Consider the following 15,827-nt stretch of genomic DNA (forward strand, 5'->3'; position numbering starts at 1 on the left):
CGGCGGTGCCCGGCCCGCGGCCCGGGCGGGCGGCCGGGGCGCCGCGCCGGAAGGTGAGCGGGGCGTGCGGCGGCCGGTGACGCGCCCATGCGGAAGGCCCGCCCCCTGGAGAGCTGCTGTCAGGGGGCGGGCCTTCGGTCGTTCACGGGCCTCAGACGGCCGTCGCCGGCACGTAGGGGGCGAGGTCCGCCGCCAGTTCCTCGTGCACCCGCAGCTTGAGCAGGGTGCCCTCCGCGGTGTGCTCCTCGGAGATCACCTCGCCCTCGGTGTGGGCGCGGGCGACGAGCTTGCCGTGGGTGTACGGCACGAGCACCTCGATCTCGACCGAGGGGCGCGGCAGCTCGCTGTCGATCAGCGCGAGCAGCTCGTCGATGCCCTGGCCGGTGCGGGCCGAGACGGCGATGGACCGCTTCTCCACGCGCAGCAGCCGCTGCAGCACCAGCGGGTCGGCCAGGTCGGCCTTGTTGATCACGACGATCTCGGGCACGCCGGTGGCGCCGACGTCCCTGATCACCTCGCGCACCGCGGCGAGCTGCTCCTCCGGAGCCGGGTGCGAACCGTCGACCACGTGCAGGATCAGGTCGGAGTCGCCGACCTCCTCCATGGTGGAGCGGAACGCCTCGACCAGGTGGTGCGGCAGGTGTCGCACGAAGCCGACGGTGTCGGCCAGCGTGTACAGCCGCCCGCTCGGGGTCTCCGCCCGGCGCACGGTCGGGTCGAGGGTCGCGAACAGCGCGTTCTCGACCAGCACGCCCGCGCCGGTGAGGCGGTTGAGCAGGGAGGACTTGCCGGCGTTGGTGTAGCCCGCGATGGCGACGGACGGCACCTTGTTGCGGCGGCGCTCCCGGCGCTTGATGTCGCGGCCGGTCTTCATCTCCGCGATCTCCCGGCGCATCTTCGCCATCTTCTCGCGGATCCGGCGCCGGTCCGTCTCGATCTTGGTCTCACCGGGGCCGCGGGTCGCGAGACCGCCGCGGCCACCGCCCATCTGCCGGGACAGCGACTGGCCCCAGCCGCGCAGCCTCGGCAGCATGTACTGCATCTGCGCGAGCGCGACCTGCGCCTTGCCCTCCCGGGACTTGGCGTGCTGGGCGAAGATGTCCAGGATCAGGGCCGTACGGTCGATGACCTTGACCTTGACGACGTCTTCGAGGTGGATCAGCTGGCCCGGGCTGAGCTCACCGTCGCAGACGACGGTGTCCGCGCCCGTCTCGAGGACGATGTCCCGCAGCTCCTCGGCCTTGCCGGAGCCGATGTAGGTCGCCGCGTCGGGCTTGTCGCGACGCTGGATGACGCCGTCGAGCACGAGCGCGCCCGCGGTCTCCGCGAGGGCGGCGAGCTCGGCGAGGGAGTTCTCCGCGTCCCGCACGGTGCCCGAGGTCCAGACGCCGACGAGGACGACCCGCTCCAGACGGAGCTGGCGGTACTCGACCTCGGTGACGTCCTCCAGCTCGGTGGAGAGGCCGGCGACGCGACGCAGCGCCGCGCGCTCGGAGCGGTCGAACTGGTCGCCGTCCCACTCTCCGTCGATCTCGTGGCTCCAGGCGACGTCCTCTTCCATCAGGGCATCGGCCCGAAGACCCTCGGGGTAGGCGTGCGCGAGGCGCTTGGTGTCCTGGGAAGGGGAAGAAGAGGAGGTCATTGGGTCCTTACGTAGCTGGGAAAGGGATGAGGATCCGTTTGCGTCGACGGAGCGGAACCGGTTTCCGGCCCGTCCCGGGGGATGGTCCGGGGGACATCCGCCCTTCGGAGCCGGCCCGTCGCTGTTCACAACGCACGAGTACCCCGAAGGATTCCCGTGACCCGTGCCGCGCCGGTCCGAAGATGGTCGCACGGCACGAGCCGTCTCGTCACCGCCTTTTGCCGGCCGCCGGCCGCGTCCTGCCGGTCCCTCCGGCCCGCCGGGCGTCGCGGGGACCCGAGTGCGCGCGTGGGGGCGGGCAGCGGGGTCCGCCGCTGCCGGCGCACGCGTACGGCAGCGGGAGACGACGCGCGCCCGGCGCACCCGAACGGGGACCGGGGCGCCCGCCGGGCACGGACTCGGCGCCCCCGGTGCGGGCTCACGTCCCGGTCGGCACGCTCACGCCCTCGTCGTCTGCGGCTGTGCCCGGCACACGTCGTACACGCCGGCCACGTTGCGCATGGCGCGCATCAGGGCGGGCAGGTGGGCGGCGTCCGGGAGCTGGACGGTGTACGTGTGGCGCACCCGCTGCTGGGCCGGGGGTTCGACCGTCGCGGAGACGATCTCGGCGCCCTCGAGGGCCATGGCTTCGGTGAGGTCCGCGAGGAGATGGGGGCGGACGAACGATTCGGCGAGCAGGGTGACCCGGCATTCGGCGGTGTCTCCCCAGCGCACGCCGACCTCCGCGCGTCCCGCGCTCTTCATCCGCGCCACCGCGGCGCACTCGGCACGGTGCACGGTCACCGCTCCCCCGCGGACGGCGAAGCCGGCCACCCGGTCGGGCGGTACGGGGGTGCAGCAGCCGGCCAGTCGTACGGTCGCGTCGGGCAGGTCCACGAGGACGTTGTCGGTGGCGGGGCGGGCGGCCGGGCCCTCCGGGGCGGGCCGCGCGGCCGCCCGTGCCCGGTCGGCGGAACGGGGGGCGGCCCCTTCGCCGGCCGGGCGGAGGGCCGCCGGGGGGACCGTTCCCTCCTCCCGCACCTCGTCCTGCGGGGCGTCGCCGTGCGACGGATGGGCCGCCAGCCACCGCTGGATGGCGATGCGGGCGGCGGGTGTGTGCGCGTGCTCCAGCCATTCCCGGGAGGGCTCGGAGGCCGGGTCCTGCCCCATGAGGAGCTGGACCGTGTCGCCGTCCCGCAGGACGGTGCTCAGCGTCGCCAGGCGGCCGTTGACGCGGGCGCCGATGCATGCGTGCGCGTCCTCGCCGTACTGGGCGTACGCGGCGTCCACGCAGGTCGCGCCCTCGGGCAGGGCCAGCGTGCCGCCGTCGGGCCGGAAGACGGTGATCTCGCGGTCCTGGGCGAGGTCCTCGCGGAGGGTGGACCAGAAGGTGTCGGGGTCGGGCGCGGCCCGCTGCCACTCCAGGAGGCGGGAGAGCCAGCCGGGACGGGTGGGGTCGACGCGTTCGCCGTCGGCGGGGTCGTCGGAGGCCGGCGCGTAGGGGTTGCCGAGGGCGACGACACCGGCCTCGGCGACCTTGTGCATCTGGTGGGTGCGGATCAGGACTTCGACGACCTGGCCGTCCGGGCGCGCCACCGCGGTGTGCAGCGACTGGTACAGGTTGAACTTGGGGACGGCGATGAAGTCCTTGAACTCCGAGACGACGGGCGTCATGCAGGTGTGCAGCTCGCCGAGCACCGCGTAACAGTCGGCGTCCTCGTTGACGAGCACCAGCAGCCGCCCGAAGTCGGCGCCGCGCAGCCGGCCGCGTTTGCGGGAGACGCGGTGCACGGAGACGAAGTGGCGCGGCCGGATGAGGACGTCGGCGGGGATGTCGGCCTCCCGGAGGACCGAGCGCACCTCGTCGGCGACCTCGGCGAGCGGGTCGTCCGCGCGGGCCGCGTTCTCGGCGAGCAGCTCCCGTGTGCGCTGGTACTCCTCGGGGTGCAGGATCGCGAAGACGAGGTCTTCCAGTTCGGTCTTGAGCGCCTGGACGCCGAGCCGTTCGGCGAGCGGGATGAGGACGTCGCGGGTGACCTTGGCGATGCGCGCCTGTTTCTCGGGGCGCATCACGCCGAGGGTGCGCATGTTGTGCAGCCGGTCGGCGAGTTTGATCGACATCACGCGGACGTCGTTGCCGGTGGCGACGAGCATCTTGCGGAAGGTCTCGGGCTCGGCGGCGGCGCCGTAGTCGACCTTCTCCAGTTTGGTGACGCCGTCGACGAGATAGCGGACCTCCTCGCCGAACTGCTCGCCGACCTGGTCCAGGGTCACGTCCGTGTCCTCGACGGTGTCGTGGAGCAGGGAGGCCGTCAACGTCGTGGTCTCGGCGCCGAGTTCGGCGAGGATGAGGGTCACGGCGAGCGGATGGGTGATGTACGGCTCGCCGCTCTTGCGCATCTGGCCGCGGTGCGAGGACTCGGCCAGCAGGTAGGCGCGGCGCAGGGGTTCGAGGTCGGCGTCGGGGTGGTGGGCGCGGTGGGCCTCGACGACGTGGCCGATGGCGTCGGGCAGCCGGTCGCGGGCGGTGGGGCCGAGCAGTGCGGCGCGGCCCAGGCGGCGCAGGTCGATCCGGGCGCGGGCCTTTCTGCGGGGCGCTGTCGGCGTCGTCGCGCCCGGTGCGACCGGGCTCGGCGTGACCGGGCCCGATGTCACCGGGCCTGGGCTCGCAGGGTTCGTGACCTCCGCGCTCATGGGCACCTCCGGCTGCGTGGACCGGCGGACGGGTACCCCTGGCGCACGGGTCCAGGGGATGGTGTCGGTCCCCCGTCCGGGCCGGTGCTTGATGCTACCGAGCCCATCACGTCCCGCTGACCGGCTCTCGCCGAGCCCGAAACGGATCACCCATTCGAGCGAAGGCGGGCGGGTTCACGTTTTCGCCCCGTCTGACCTGCGGCGAGGCGCGGTTCCCGGCCGGGCGGCCGGACGGCGGCCGCTCCCGCGAGGCGCTCCGCCCTGCGTCGGAGATCACAGTTCCGGGCCCGGGGAGGGGGGCCGTCAGGCCCTGCGTCGGGCGGCGTCCGCCAGCCACTCCGCGTCGATCTCACCCTCGGCGACGATCACGGCGGGGCCCGTCATCTCGATCTCGCCGTCGGGCCGCTCGGTGATCACGAGGGTGCCGCCGGGGAGGTCGACGGTGCAGGTGACCGGGGTGCCGGTGACCGCCGGGTCGGCGCCGTCCCGGCGGGCGGTGGCGACGGCGACCGCGCACGCGCCCGTGCCGCAGGAGCGGGTCTCCCCGGAGCCGCGCTCGTGCACGCGCATCGCGACGTGTCCGGGGCCGCGGTCCACCACGAATTCGACGTTCACGCCGTCCGGGTAGGCGGAGGCCGGGCTGTACGACGGCGGCGACAGCAGGTCGCCGGCGTGGGCGAGGTCGGCCACGAAGGCGACCGCGTGCGGGTTGCCCATGTTCACGTTCCGCGCGGGCCAGCTGTGCTCGCCGACGCGGACCGTGACCTCCCCCTCGGGGAGCAGGGCCTTGCCCATGCCGACGGTGATGTCGCCGTCCTTGGCGATGTGCACGGTCTTCACGCCCCCGCGCGTGGCCACCGCGACGTCCCCCTCCGCCACGTGCCCGGCGCGCTGGAGGTAGCGCGCGAACACCCGCACGCCGTTGCCGCACATCTCGGCGACCGAGCCGTCGCCGTTGCGGTAGTCCATGAACCACTCCGCCTCGGCCGCCATGTCCTCGGCCTCGGGATGGGCGGCGGACCGCACCACGTGCAGCACCCCGTCACCGCCGATGCCCGCGCGGCGGTCGCACAGGGCGGCGACGGCGGCCGGGGAGAGGTCGATGACGTTCTCGGGGTCCGGGACGATCACGAAGTCGTTCTCGGTGCCGTGCCCCTTGAGGAAGGCGATCCGCGTGCTCATGCCCCGATCGTACGGGGTGGGTGCGACGGCGCGTCGGGCCCGTCGGCGGCCTCAGCCCCGCAGCCGGGCCACCCGCCACACGGCCAGGACGACCACCGCGGCGACCACCACGACGTACGCGAGGACCACCCGCCAGTCCGGGCGGCGTCCGGAGCCGCGCTGCGGCAGGCCCGGCCAGGTGTAGCCCACCCGGCGGGCGGCCATCATGCCCCAGCCGGCCGCGCACGAGCAGATCAGCAGCCCCAGCATCGCGATCACGGCTCCGCTGTCGCCGAAGTCGAACGCCAGCGGGAAGGCGAACATCAGGGAACCGACCGCGGCCAGGCCGACGATGGGCGCGAGCTGCCAGATGCGCAGCCGGCGCTGTGGCCGCAGCTCGACCTCGACCTCGTCGCCGCCCGCGTACATCTCCTCGGGCTCCGGGCCGTCGGCGGTCACGCCGTCCGGCGTCTCGTCGGGCCCGTCCGGACTGAGACGGCCGCCGTCCGGCTCCGGTTCGCCGGGGCCGGCGGTGAGGTGCTCGGTGTCTTGTGCGGTGTCGCGAGGGCCGGCCTCCATCGCCACGCGCCCTCCCAACTCAGGACTCCACTTGGTCGATCGAAGCTCGATGATGGCACGGCGGCGGAGGCCGGGATGACGGCCTGGGCGTCCCGATGCCATCACGTGATCAGGCTGTAACCGGTCGTTCGACCAACGACAGGGCGAGGCGCGGGAGATCCGTGCGGTCGGCCGCGGCCCCGCTCAACCAGTGCACCCGGGGATCGCGCCTGAACCACGAGTCCTGGCGGCGCGCGAAGCGTTTGGTGGCACGCACGGTCTCGGCGCGGGCCTCCTCCAGCGTGCACTCCCCGGCGAGCGCCGCGAGAACCTGCTGGTAGCCGAGTGCGCGCGAGGCCGTACGCCCTTCGCGCAACCCCTGCGCCTCCAGAGCGCGCACCTCGTCGACGAGACCCGCCTCCCACATCCGGTCGACCCGGCGCGCGATGCGCTCGTCCAGCTCGGGGCGGGAGACGTCGACGCCGATCTGGAGGGTGTCGTAGACGGAGTCGTGGCCGGGGAGGTTGGCGGTGAAGGGCTTGCCGGTGATCTCGATGACCTCCAGGGCCCGGACGATCCGGCGGCCGTTGCTGGGCAGGATGGCCCGCGCCGCCTCGGGGTCGGCGGCGGCGAGCCGGGCGTGCAGCGCTCCGGAGCCGCGCAGCGTGAGCTCCTCCTCCAGCCGGGCCCTCACCTCCGGGTCGGTGCCGGGGAACTCCAGGTTGTCGACGGCGCCCCGGACGTAGAGACCGGAGCCGCCGACGAGGATGGGCCAGCGTCCGGCGGCGAGCAGCGCGTCGATCCGCTCCCGGGCCAGCCGCTGGTACTCGGCGACGGAGGCGGTGGCGGTCACGTCCCAGACGTCCAGGAGGTGGTGCGGGACGCCGCCGCGTTCCTCGGGCGTCAGCTTGGCGGTGCCGATGTCCATTCCGCGGTAGAGCTGCATGGAGTCGGCGTTGACGACCTCGCCGCCGAGCCGTTGGGCCAGGAAGACGCCCAGATCGGACTTTCCGGCCGCGGTCGGCCCGACGACGGCGATGACGCGGGGGGCGGGGGGTGCGCTGCTCACCGCCCCAGTTTCGCAAACCTCCCGCCGTGCCCTCGAACGAGTTATGTGACGGTGCGACCGCGGGGTCGTTGCCCGTTGCGGGGTCTCCGCCCGGCCGCCGCCTGCGGCGGCGCGCCGGACACCCCACCGGGTCCGGTCGGGCGGGGGACGCCCCGAGCTGCGCGGGATGTCATCCGCACGAGTAACGTAGGGAGTTGGCATGGGTGTTTTTGCACGTTTTTTCCGGATGTCGAGGAGCACGGAGGAGGCGCCGGCCGCCGGGACCGCGGCGCGGGACGGAGGGCCGGCCGAGTCCGCGACCGGGGGGCCGGCGGCGACGGGGACCGCCGGTGCCGCCGCCGCGGGGAGCCCCGGGATCCCCAGGCAGCGGTCCGCCGGCACGGCGGCCGACCGCGGGGCGGGCAGGAGCGCCCGCACCTGACCGCCCCGCCGGGGAAGGCGAACCACGGGGAAGGTGGGCCATGGGTCTGCTGGACAGCATGAAGGACAGGCTGGGCCCGGCGAAGGGCAGGGTCTCGGACCTCGCGCAACGGCACGAGGGCAGGATCCTGCACGGCCTCGACAGGGCCGCGCGGGTCGTCGACGAGAGGACCGGGGGCAGGTACAGCGACAGGATCCGGCGGGGCACGGGCAGGGCCAAGGAAGCCGTGGACCGGCTCGCGCACAAGGGCGGCCCCGGGGCCGGGGCGCACGGGCCGGTCCCGGAAGCGGACACGGACGGCAGCGCGCCGCCCCCGTCCGCACCGCCGCCGGTCTCCTGACCGGCATCGGGTTTCCCGGCCGGCGCAGCGGCGGGCGGCCGCGGGGCAGGACGTCCCCGGCCGTCCGCCGTTCCCCGCGGCGGACGGCACGGCCCGGCCGGGCTACGGCCGGTGCCCCGCCGGGATTCCGCTCCGGGACCAGGTGGCCACGAGGTACCCCACCCCGTACGGGGCGTCCTCGTACAGCAGCGCGCCGTCGAGGGCCGTGCCCTGCGCCGCGCCGGCGAGGACCTGCCAGGGTGCCCGGCCGGACACCCGCAGGGCGCGGGCGAGCCCGGCGTCCAGCGCCGCGAGGGCGGGCGCGTCCGCCGCGCCCAGCGCACGCGCGACCGCCGCGTCGAAGGGCGCCGCCCGCTCGTCGAGATAACCGGGGGCCTTGAGCGTGCGGCACGCGCTGGCGTCGCCCATCACCAGCAGCGCCACCCGCCCGGCCCGCGCGGCGATCTCCCGGCCGGCGTCGAGGCACCGCTCGGCCGCGAGGGCCTCCCCCACCGCCAGTCCCTCGACCGGGGCAGCGGCCCACCCGGCCCGCTCCAGCAGCCAGGCGGCCACGGCGAGCGCGTACGGCAGTTCCCGCCCGGCTCCCGCGTCCCGGCCCGGCCGTCCCAGCCGCACGCCGAGATCCACGCCGAAGCCGCGGAACGACCCCCGGGCGCCCTCCGGGTACGTCCGCGGTCCGGCGTCCCCGGGCCCGGCGCCGTCGTCCGGCCCGACGACCACGAGCCGGTCGGGCCGGGCGGCGGCGAGCACGTCCAGCGCGTCCGCGCACGCGGCACGCGCGGTGTCCAGCTCGGGCGCGGCGCCCGCGGCGACCTCGGGCACCAGAAGCGGCGGACAGGGGCAGACTGCTGCGGCGACAAGCATGATCGGCAGCGTAACCCCGTACGGCCGCCCCCACGCATCCGGCACCCGCCGCGTCCGGGGCCGCCGCACGCCCGCCGCCCCCCGCACGCCGCCGTGCCCGCGGGAGCGGACGGCGCACCGCGCGCCGGAACGGGCGGGCCGCCCCGGCCGCGGCCCGGGTGCCGCCGCTGCTCCGTCAGTCCTCGATCAGCACGTCCGTCAGGTCGATCAGAGTCAGGACGAGCACCACGAGCTTGCCGTCACTGATCACGTACTCCACGAACAGGTTCCGGGACAGGGCGATCTCGCGGGTCGACTCGTCGTCGCCCACCGGGTGCGAGAACTTGTGGCGCGGGTCGGCGACCAGGATGGCGAGTCCCCGCTCCAGCACCTCGCGCCGGTCGGCGGGGAGGCTGTCCCGCACGCGTGCCGCGCGCTCCGTGTACTCCACGCTGTACGGCATGGGGCTCTCCTTCCCGCCGTGCTCCGGGATCAGTCGCAGCCGCAGCCGCTCGCCGCGACCGGCAGCGGCTCGGGCGCGCCGATCTTCGGCAGGCCCAGCATCACGCCCGTCGGCCCGGCCTTCTGCGCGGCGTTGCGCTTCTCCCAGGCGTCGCCCGCGCGCGTGCGGCGGACGCTGCGCACCGGGCCCTCGGCGAGGAGGTGGTGCGGGGCCGCGTAGGTGACCTCGACCGTCACCACGTCGCCGGGGCGCACCTGCTGCTCCGGCTTGGCGAAGTGCACCAGGCGGTTGTCGGGGGCGCGGCCGGAGAGGCGGTGGGTGGTGCCGTCCTTGCGGCCCTCGCCCTCGGCGACCATCAGCTCCAGGGTGCGGCCGACCTGCTTCTTGTTCTCCTCCCAGGAGATCTCCTCCTGGAGGGCGACGAGCCGCTCGTAGCGCGCCTGGACGACCTCCTTGGGGATCTGGCCGTCCATCTCGGCGGCCGGGGTGCCGGGCCGCTTGGAGTACTGGAAGGTGAACGCCTGGGCGAACCGCGCCTCGCGCACCACGTGCAGCGTCTGCTCGAAGTCCGCCTCGGTCTCGCCGGGGAAGCCCACGATGATGTCGGTGGTGATCGCCGCGTCCGGGATGGCGGCCCGGACCTTCTCGATGATCCCCAGGTAGCGCTCCTGGCGGTAGGAGCGGCGCATCGCCCGCAGGACCGCGTCCGAGCCGGACTGCAGCGGCATGTGCAGCTGCGGCATCACGTTCGGCGTCTCGGCCATGGCGGCGATGACGTCGTCGGTGAAGTCGCGCGGGTGCGGGGAGGTGAAGCGCACGCGCTCCAGGCCGTCGATCGTCCCGCAGGCCCGCAGCAGCTTGCTGAACGCCTCCCGGTCGCCGATGTCGGAGCCGTACGCGTTGACGTTCTGGCCGAGCAGGGTGATCTCCGAGACGCCCTCGGCGACCAGGGCCTCGATCTCGGCGAGGATGTCGCCGGGGCGGCGGTCCTTCTCCTTGCCGCGCAGCGCCGGGACGATGCAGAAGGTGCAGGTGTTGTTGCAGCCGACGGAGATGGAGACCCAGGCCGCGTAGGCGCTCTCGCGCCGGGTCGGCAGCGTCGAGGGGAACGCCTCCAGCGACTCGGCGATCTCGACCTGCGCCTCCTGCTGCACGCGCGCGCGTTCCAGCAGGACGGGCAGCTTGCCGATGTTGTGCGTGCCGAAGACGACGTCCACCCAGGGCGCCCGCTCGACGATGGTGTCGCGGTCCTTCTGCGCGAGGCAGCCGCCGACCGCGATCTGCATGCCGGGGCGCCTGGCCTTCTTGGGCGCGAGGTGGCCGAGGTTGCCGTACAGCTTGTTGTCGGCGTTCTCGCGGACGGCGCAGGTGTTGAAGACGACGACGTCCGCGTCGCCGTCGGAGCCCTCGGGGGCGCGGACGTAGCCCGCGTCCTCCAGCAGCCCGGCCAATCGCTCGGAGTCGTGGACGTTCATCTGGCACCCGTAGGTGCGGATCTCGTACGTCATGGTGTTTCGAACGTCCACTGCCGGGCTCCGGTCGCTGCTGCTGGTCATGGCTCAAGAGTAGGCGGTGGCCGAAGGGCCCCGTCCCGGCCGTGGCCGGTACGGGGCCTCTCCCGGTGGTCCGCGTCGGGGCACCGGGGCCGTAGGGTGCGCCCGGCGCCGGACGTACCCTACGGCCGCGTCCGGGCAAGGGGCGCCCCTCGGGGCCGCCGGGCGGGCAGGGCGGAAGCGCGGGGCGGGGCCGGGCGCCTCCGGTCCGTGCGGACGCGGGGGCCGGGCCGCCGGCGGGCTGCGGCACCGGGGCGGGCCGGCGAACGCGCCACCCCGCCGCGGGCGGCCGTCGGCCCGGTCGCCGTCGGTGCGGCGCGCTCGCCGGTCCCGGACCGTGGCGGGCAGTTTGGGCGGTCCCGGACGAGGGACTTGCCCCTTACCAGGAAGGGCGGCTTCCGGAAAGTCCGCCGGTCAGCCGGAGGGAGCACCGCCCGAGATCCGCAGGCCCGCCGGCGCAGAAAGGACGTGCTCATGTCCGAGGAAAAGACCAGGACACAGGTGCCGCAGCACGAGACGCTGCCGCTGCCGGACTACGACCACCTTCCGCTGGGCAGTCTCCAGCACCGCATCCGCACCCTCGACGAGCCGGGTCTGCGCGAGGTGCTCGCCTACGAGGAGGCGCACGGCAACCGGCTCCCCGTGGTGCAGGCTCTCCGGACCCGGCTCCAGGAACTGGAGGGGGGCGCGCAGCCGTCGGAGGGCTCGCCGCTGGCGCCCGCTCCCGAGCACGCGCCTGCCGCCGACACCGGGTCCTCGGTGTCGCCCGTCACCTCGGGGCCGAAGATGAACCCGCCGTCCCAGGGCGCCCCGGAGAACCCGACACAGCCCCGCTCCACGGGCTGACGTGCGCGGACCGCCGGCTCGCGGTGCCGAGAGCGTCCCGGGCCCGGTCCGCGGTGACGTCCGGGGCCGGGCCGGCGGCGGGCGCCGAGCCGAAGCAAACGCGTCGCGGGCGTGCCCCGGCCCGGCCAGCGGGCCGGGCGGCACGGCCACGGCCGGCGGACCGCACCGCGTGTCCCGCGCCGCCCATCGGGCACTCGGCTCATCGGCCGGAACGGCTCCCCAGATCCGGTATGCACAAGGAGGAATCGTGCACCTGTCATTCCTGCAACCGCTCTTCGAGCGTCGCGGCCCGTGGGCCACGGTGTACTTCGATCCCGCCCAGAACGACGAGACGGGGGCCAAGCAGCGCGAGCTGCTGGTCCGGCAGGTCTGCCGGACGCTGGAGGAGGAGGGCGCCGACACGGCGACCGTCGAGGCCGTGAGCGACGCCCTGATGAGCGCCTCCCCCGAGGAGGACCCCGCGGGGCGGGTCTTCTTCGCCACCGGCGGGGAGGTGGTGCTCAGCCACCGTCTCTCCCGGCCGCCGCAGCGCCCGCTCGCCTGCTGGGCCCCGCTGCCGCGCCTGACGCCGCTGCTGGAGCTGTCCGGCCAGGACCCGGCCTGCCTGGTGGCGTACATCGACCGCACCGGCGCCGACTTCGAACTGCGCGCGGCGGCCGGCCCGCAGGAGGCCGGGCAGGTCGAGGGGCGGCAGCACCCCGTGCACCGCACGGGCTCGGCCCAGTGGAACGAGCGGCACTTCCAGCTCAAGGTCGAGAACACCTGGGAGCACAACGCGGGCGAGATCGCCGAAGCGCTGGCCGCCGCGTTCGAGGAGTGCGGCGCCGACCTGGTCGTCCTCGCGGGGGATCCGCGCGAGCGGTCCTCCGTGTACGACAGGCTCCCGGAGACGATCCGCAAGGTGACGATCGGGACCGAGCACGGGGGCCGGGCCGCCGGCTCCGACTCCGTCCCCCTGGAGGAGGTCATCGAACAGGCCCGTCGGCAGTACATGCGCCGTCGGGTGGAGGAGGTACTGGAACGCTTCCGCGCCGGGCGGGTGGGCACCGACCGGCCGACGGACGCGGTGGAAGGGGTTCCGGCCCTGGTGGAGGCCGCGCAGGAACACCGCATCGACACGCTGCTGATCCGGCCCGACGGGGCGGAACTGGCCCGTGAGACGTGGGTGGGGGCCGAGCCCGACCAGGTCGCGGTCCGCCGCACCGACGCGCAGACCCTGGGCGAGAGCGAACCCATCCTGGTACGCGCCGACGACGCGCTGCTGAGGGTGGCCGCCGTCACGGCCGCCGACGTCCTGGTCGTCCCTCCGGCGGAGGAGCGGGAGGACGACTCGGACCTTCCCACGGGGGGCCTCGGCGCACTGCTGCGCTGGACCTACGAGCCGTCCGGCGCGTGACGGAGGGCGGTCCCGCCGGCATCGGCCGACGAGCCGGGAGACGCGGTGCCGGCGGGCGGCGCGCCGCGCCGGGGCACGGCGGACGGGAAGCCCCGGCCGGCTCGGGGGAGGGCCGGCCGGGGCGGTCGGGGACGGGGCGGAGGGCGGTCGCCTCGCGGCGAGTGGCTCCGTGGGGCTTCAGCCGAACGATCGTCCCCACGGGCGATAAGTGAGGCCCGGGGACACTGTCCCCTCCGCACCCGCACACAGTTGAACCATGAACCAAAGCTGTTTCTTTCCCCGGGGGATGTGAGCCGCGCCACCCCTGCCCCGCCCGCCGCGGCCGGTCACGGCCCGCTGCGCCCGCGGCGCCGGCGGCTCGCCACCCGCGGGCGCGCCCCTCGTACGCGCGTGCCGCCCGGGATGGGTCCGCCGCCGCCCCGCCCGCGTACGGCGCGCCCCTCGCGCGCCGCGCGCCACCCGCCGGCCGGTTCCGGCCGGCGCGTCCTCACGGCTCGGCGTCCTCACGGCTCGATGAGCCCGGCGCGGATCGCGTAGCGGGTGAGTTCCAGGCGGTCGCGCACGCCGAGTTTGCGGAGCAGGTTCGCACGGTGGCGTTCGACGGTCCTGGCGCTGATGAACAGGAGTTCGCCGATCTCCCTGGAGGTGTGCCCCTCCGCGACCAGCTTGAGGATCTCCTCCTCGCGCTCGGTGACGGCCCGGGCCGGCAGGCCGTCGCCGCGGTGGAGGCGGTCCAGGTAGGAGCGGACGAGGGCGCGTTCGGCGCCCGGGTAGATGAACGGTTCGTCGCGTACCGCCGCCCGGCACGCCTCGACCAGGTCGCGGTCGGCGACGGACTTGAGGACGTATCCGCAGGCGCCGGCGCGCAGCGCCTCGAAGAAGTACTCCTCGTTGTCGTACATGGTCAGGATCAGGATGCGCAGGGCGGGCAGGCGGCGGGAGAGTTCCCGGGCCGCCTGCAGGCCGGTCATGCGGGGCATGGCGACGTCCAGGACGGCCAGGTCCACGGCGGTCTCCCGCGCGCGGGTCACCGCCTCGGCCCCGTCCCCGGCCTCGGCGACGACCTCCAGGTCCGGTTCGCCGTCCAGGATGAGCCGCACCCCGCGGCGGACGAGCGTGTGGTCGTCGGCGAGCAGGACGCGGACCGGCGCGGTCACCGGCCGGCCTCCGCGCCCGCCGGTATTCGCGGGCGCGGGCGGGCGGGCGCGGGACCGGCCGGCACGCACAGCCGCACGTCGGTGCCGCGCCCGGGGGCCGGTCCGAGCCGGAGGGCCGCCCCGGTCAGCAGGGCCCGCTCGCGCATACCGCGTATCCCGGCGCCCTCCGGGGCCGCGCCCGGACCGGTGCCGTTGTCGCGCACGAGGAGTTCGACGCCGCCGGGAAGCGGCCGGAGGTACAGGTCGGCGCGGTCGGCGGCGGCGTGCCGGGCCGTGTTGGTCAGGCTCTCCTGCGCCACCCGGTACAGGACGAGTTCCGATTCCGCTTCGAGCGGGGGCAGGTCGCCGGAGAGGTGGTGGCGCACGGTGAGCCCGTGGGTGGTGAACTCGGCCGCGAGCGAGCGCAGCGCGCTGGCCAGGCCCAGCTCCTCCAGGACGCCGGGGCGCAGCCGGCGCGCGATGCGGCGGATCTCCTCCAGGCCGGCCCGGGTCGCCTCCTGCGCCTGGCCGACCTCCTCGCGCAGGTCCGCGGGGACGCGGTCGGCGACACGCTTGAGCTGGAGGAGGACGGCGGTGAGGGTCTGACCGACCTCGTCGTGGAGCTCGCGTGCGACGCGGTGGCGTTCGCGTTCCTGGGCGCCGAGGGCGCGGGCGGCCCCCGCGGCGCGTTCGGCTTCGAGCCGGTCGAGCATGGTGTTGTACGTCGTGATCAGTTCGGCCGCCTCCGCCGGACCGGCGACCGCCGCGCGGACCCCGAGGCGCAGCAGGTCCGCGGTGGCCATGGCCCGGCCCAGCCTCCTCAGCGGGGCGAGGCCGAGCCGCAGGACGACCGCGTTGCCGGCCAGCAGCAGCGCGAGGCCCGCCAGGAGCAGCAGGGCCTCCCCGGGCAGGACGGGGGTGGACACGGTGACCGGGCCGAGCAGCAGCGCGGTGGCGGCGACCAGGCCCGCGGCGTTGAGCGAGAAGATCCGCCAGAACAACGACACGGTCCCGCTCCCGCTCCCTCCGGCCGGCGCGCACGACACCGCCGGGCCCAGTCTCGCCGCCGCCCGCCGGTCGCGTATATCCGTGATGACACCCATGTCGCCACCGTACGGGCGGATGACACCATGCGAGGACGCCGAGGTGATCACCGGCGTCACCCGCCTCGTCCACCTCGGCGACGAACCAGAGGTGCGCCGAGCGCGCCGCACGCGAGGAACAAGGGGAAGAAACGTGTCCGCTCCACGCCTGAAGGCGACGCCGCTGCCGGGAATCGGTGTCCAGTACGACCTGGTCACCCGGGAACACCGCCACCTGTCGGTCGTGGCGCACCGGGACGGCGCCCGCACGGTGAGCGTGTACCGGGCCGACGACCCCGATTCCTGCGCCCAGTCCCTGCGGCTGACCGGTTCGGAGGCGAGCGCCCTGATCGACGCGCTGAAGCCGTCCCACCACAGCGCGAGCCTGCTGTACACCTCGGACCTGGGGCTCGTCGCCGAGCGGATCGAGGTGGGCGCCGCCTCCCGCTGGAACGGGCGGGTGCTGGGCGACACCCGGATGCGGACCGAGACGGGCGCGTCGGTGGTGGCGGTGCTGCGGCGCGCGGAGGCGATCCCGTCGCCGGCGCCGGACTTCCGGCTGGCGGGCGGTGACACGCTCATCGTCATCGGCACCCGCGAGGGCGTGGACGCGGCCGCGGCGATCCTCGGACGGGGGTGATCCG

General features: G+C 74.9%; 14 protein-coding genes. 4 read left to right on the forward strand and 10 right to left on the reverse strand.

The annotated features are described in order from the left end of the window. Positions 1-151: 151 nt before the first annotated feature. From hflX to miaA, 5 genes are all read right to left on the reverse strand, one after another. A complete protein-coding gene (gene hflX / locus ABD363_RS25380; protein ID WP_344607507.1) occupies positions 152-1,642 on the reverse strand; it encodes a GTPase HflX in 1,491 nt (496 codons plus the stop codon). Between the two features lie 438 nt (positions 1,643-2,080). Then, entirely contained in the window at positions 2,081-4,315 is a 2,235-nt protein-coding gene (locus ABD363_RS25385; protein WP_344607509.1) for a RelA/SpoT family protein, read from the reverse strand. Positions 4,316-4,618: 303 nt separating this feature from the next. Further along, positions 4,619-5,497: a diaminopimelate epimerase gene (gene dapF / locus ABD363_RS25390; RefSeq protein WP_344607511.1), complete on the reverse strand. Its 879-nt coding sequence runs from the start codon at positions 5,495-5,497 to the stop codon at positions 4,619-4,621. A 51-nt stretch (positions 5,498-5,548) separates the two neighbouring features. Then, positions 5,549-6,055: a hypothetical protein gene (locus tag ABD363_RS25395; protein ID WP_344607513.1), complete on the reverse strand. Its 507-nt coding sequence runs from the start codon at positions 6,053-6,055 to the stop codon at positions 5,549-5,551. A 109-nt stretch (positions 6,056-6,164) separates the two neighbouring features. Beyond that, positions 6,165-7,103, reverse strand: coding sequence for a tRNA (adenosine(37)-N6)-dimethylallyltransferase MiaA (gene miaA, locus ABD363_RS25400; protein WP_344607515.1), 939 nt, complete (start codon positions 7,101-7,103; stop codon positions 6,165-6,167). Between the two features lie 461 nt (positions 7,104-7,564). Here miaA and ABD363_RS25405 point away from each other — a divergent pair, with 461 nt between their 5' ends. Then, positions 7,565-7,864 carry an antitoxin gene (locus ABD363_RS25405; RefSeq protein WP_344607517.1) on the forward strand — a complete coding sequence of 100 codons (300 nt, stop codon included), beginning with the start codon at positions 7,565-7,567 and terminating at the stop codon, positions 7,862-7,864. A gap of 102 nt (positions 7,865-7,966) precedes the next feature. Here ABD363_RS25405 and ABD363_RS25410 read toward each other — a convergent pair whose 3' ends face one another. From ABD363_RS25410 to miaB, 3 genes are all read right to left on the reverse strand, one after another. Further along, complete coding sequence (locus ABD363_RS25410) at positions 7,967-8,728, reverse strand: class III extradiol dioxygenase subunit B-like domain-containing protein (RefSeq protein WP_344607519.1); 762 nt, start codon at positions 8,726-8,728, stop codon at positions 7,967-7,969. Positions 8,729-8,903: 175 nt separating this feature from the next. Next, on the reverse strand, positions 8,904-9,170 hold the full coding sequence (locus ABD363_RS25415) for a hypothetical protein (protein ID WP_344607521.1): 267 nt from the start codon (positions 9,168-9,170) through the stop codon (positions 8,904-8,906). 29 nt (positions 9,171-9,199) lie between these two features. Beyond that, a complete protein-coding gene (miaB, locus tag ABD363_RS25420; protein ID WP_344607523.1) occupies positions 9,200-10,726 on the reverse strand; it encodes a tRNA (N6-isopentenyl adenosine(37)-C2)-methylthiotransferase MiaB in 1,527 nt (508 codons plus the stop codon). A gap of 471 nt (positions 10,727-11,197) precedes the next feature. Here miaB and ABD363_RS25425 point away from each other — a divergent pair, with 471 nt between their 5' ends. Both ABD363_RS25425 and ABD363_RS25430 read left to right on the forward strand, forming a co-directional pair. Then, entirely contained in the window at positions 11,198-11,569 is a 372-nt protein-coding gene (locus tag ABD363_RS25425; protein ID WP_344607525.1) for a DUF8129 domain-containing protein, read from the forward strand. A 247-nt stretch (positions 11,570-11,816) separates the two neighbouring features. Beyond that, positions 11,817-12,965, forward strand: coding sequence for a baeRF2 domain-containing protein (locus tag ABD363_RS25430; RefSeq protein ID WP_344607527.1), 1,149 nt, complete (start codon positions 11,817-11,819; stop codon positions 12,963-12,965). Between the two features lie 503 nt (positions 12,966-13,468). On the opposite strand, the gene ABD363_RS25435 is transcribed toward ABD363_RS25430, so the two are convergent. Continuing rightward, positions 13,469-14,122, reverse strand: a complete 654-nt coding sequence (locus ABD363_RS25435; RefSeq protein WP_344607529.1) for a response regulator — start codon at positions 14,120-14,122, stop codon at positions 13,469-13,471. After that, positions 14,119-15,108 (reverse strand): sensor histidine kinase, encoded by a 990-nt coding sequence (locus tag ABD363_RS25440; RefSeq protein WP_344607531.1) that lies wholly within the window; start codon positions 15,106-15,108, stop codon positions 14,119-14,121. The genes ABD363_RS25435 and ABD363_RS25440 overlap by 4 nt, the downstream gene beginning before the upstream one ends. A 229-nt stretch (positions 15,109-15,337) precedes the next feature. Here ABD363_RS25440 and ABD363_RS25445 point away from each other — a divergent pair, with 229 nt between their 5' ends. After that, entirely contained in the window at positions 15,338-15,823 is a 486-nt protein-coding gene (locus ABD363_RS25445; RefSeq protein ID WP_344607533.1) for a cation:proton antiporter regulatory subunit, read from the forward strand. Positions 15,824-15,827: the final 4 nt, after the last annotated feature.

The sequence above is a fragment of the Streptomyces glaucus genome (assembly GCF_039533365.1).
In the GTDB taxonomy this organism is placed as follows: Bacteria; Actinomycetota; Actinomycetes; order Streptomycetales; family Streptomycetaceae; genus Streptomyces; species Streptomyces glaucus.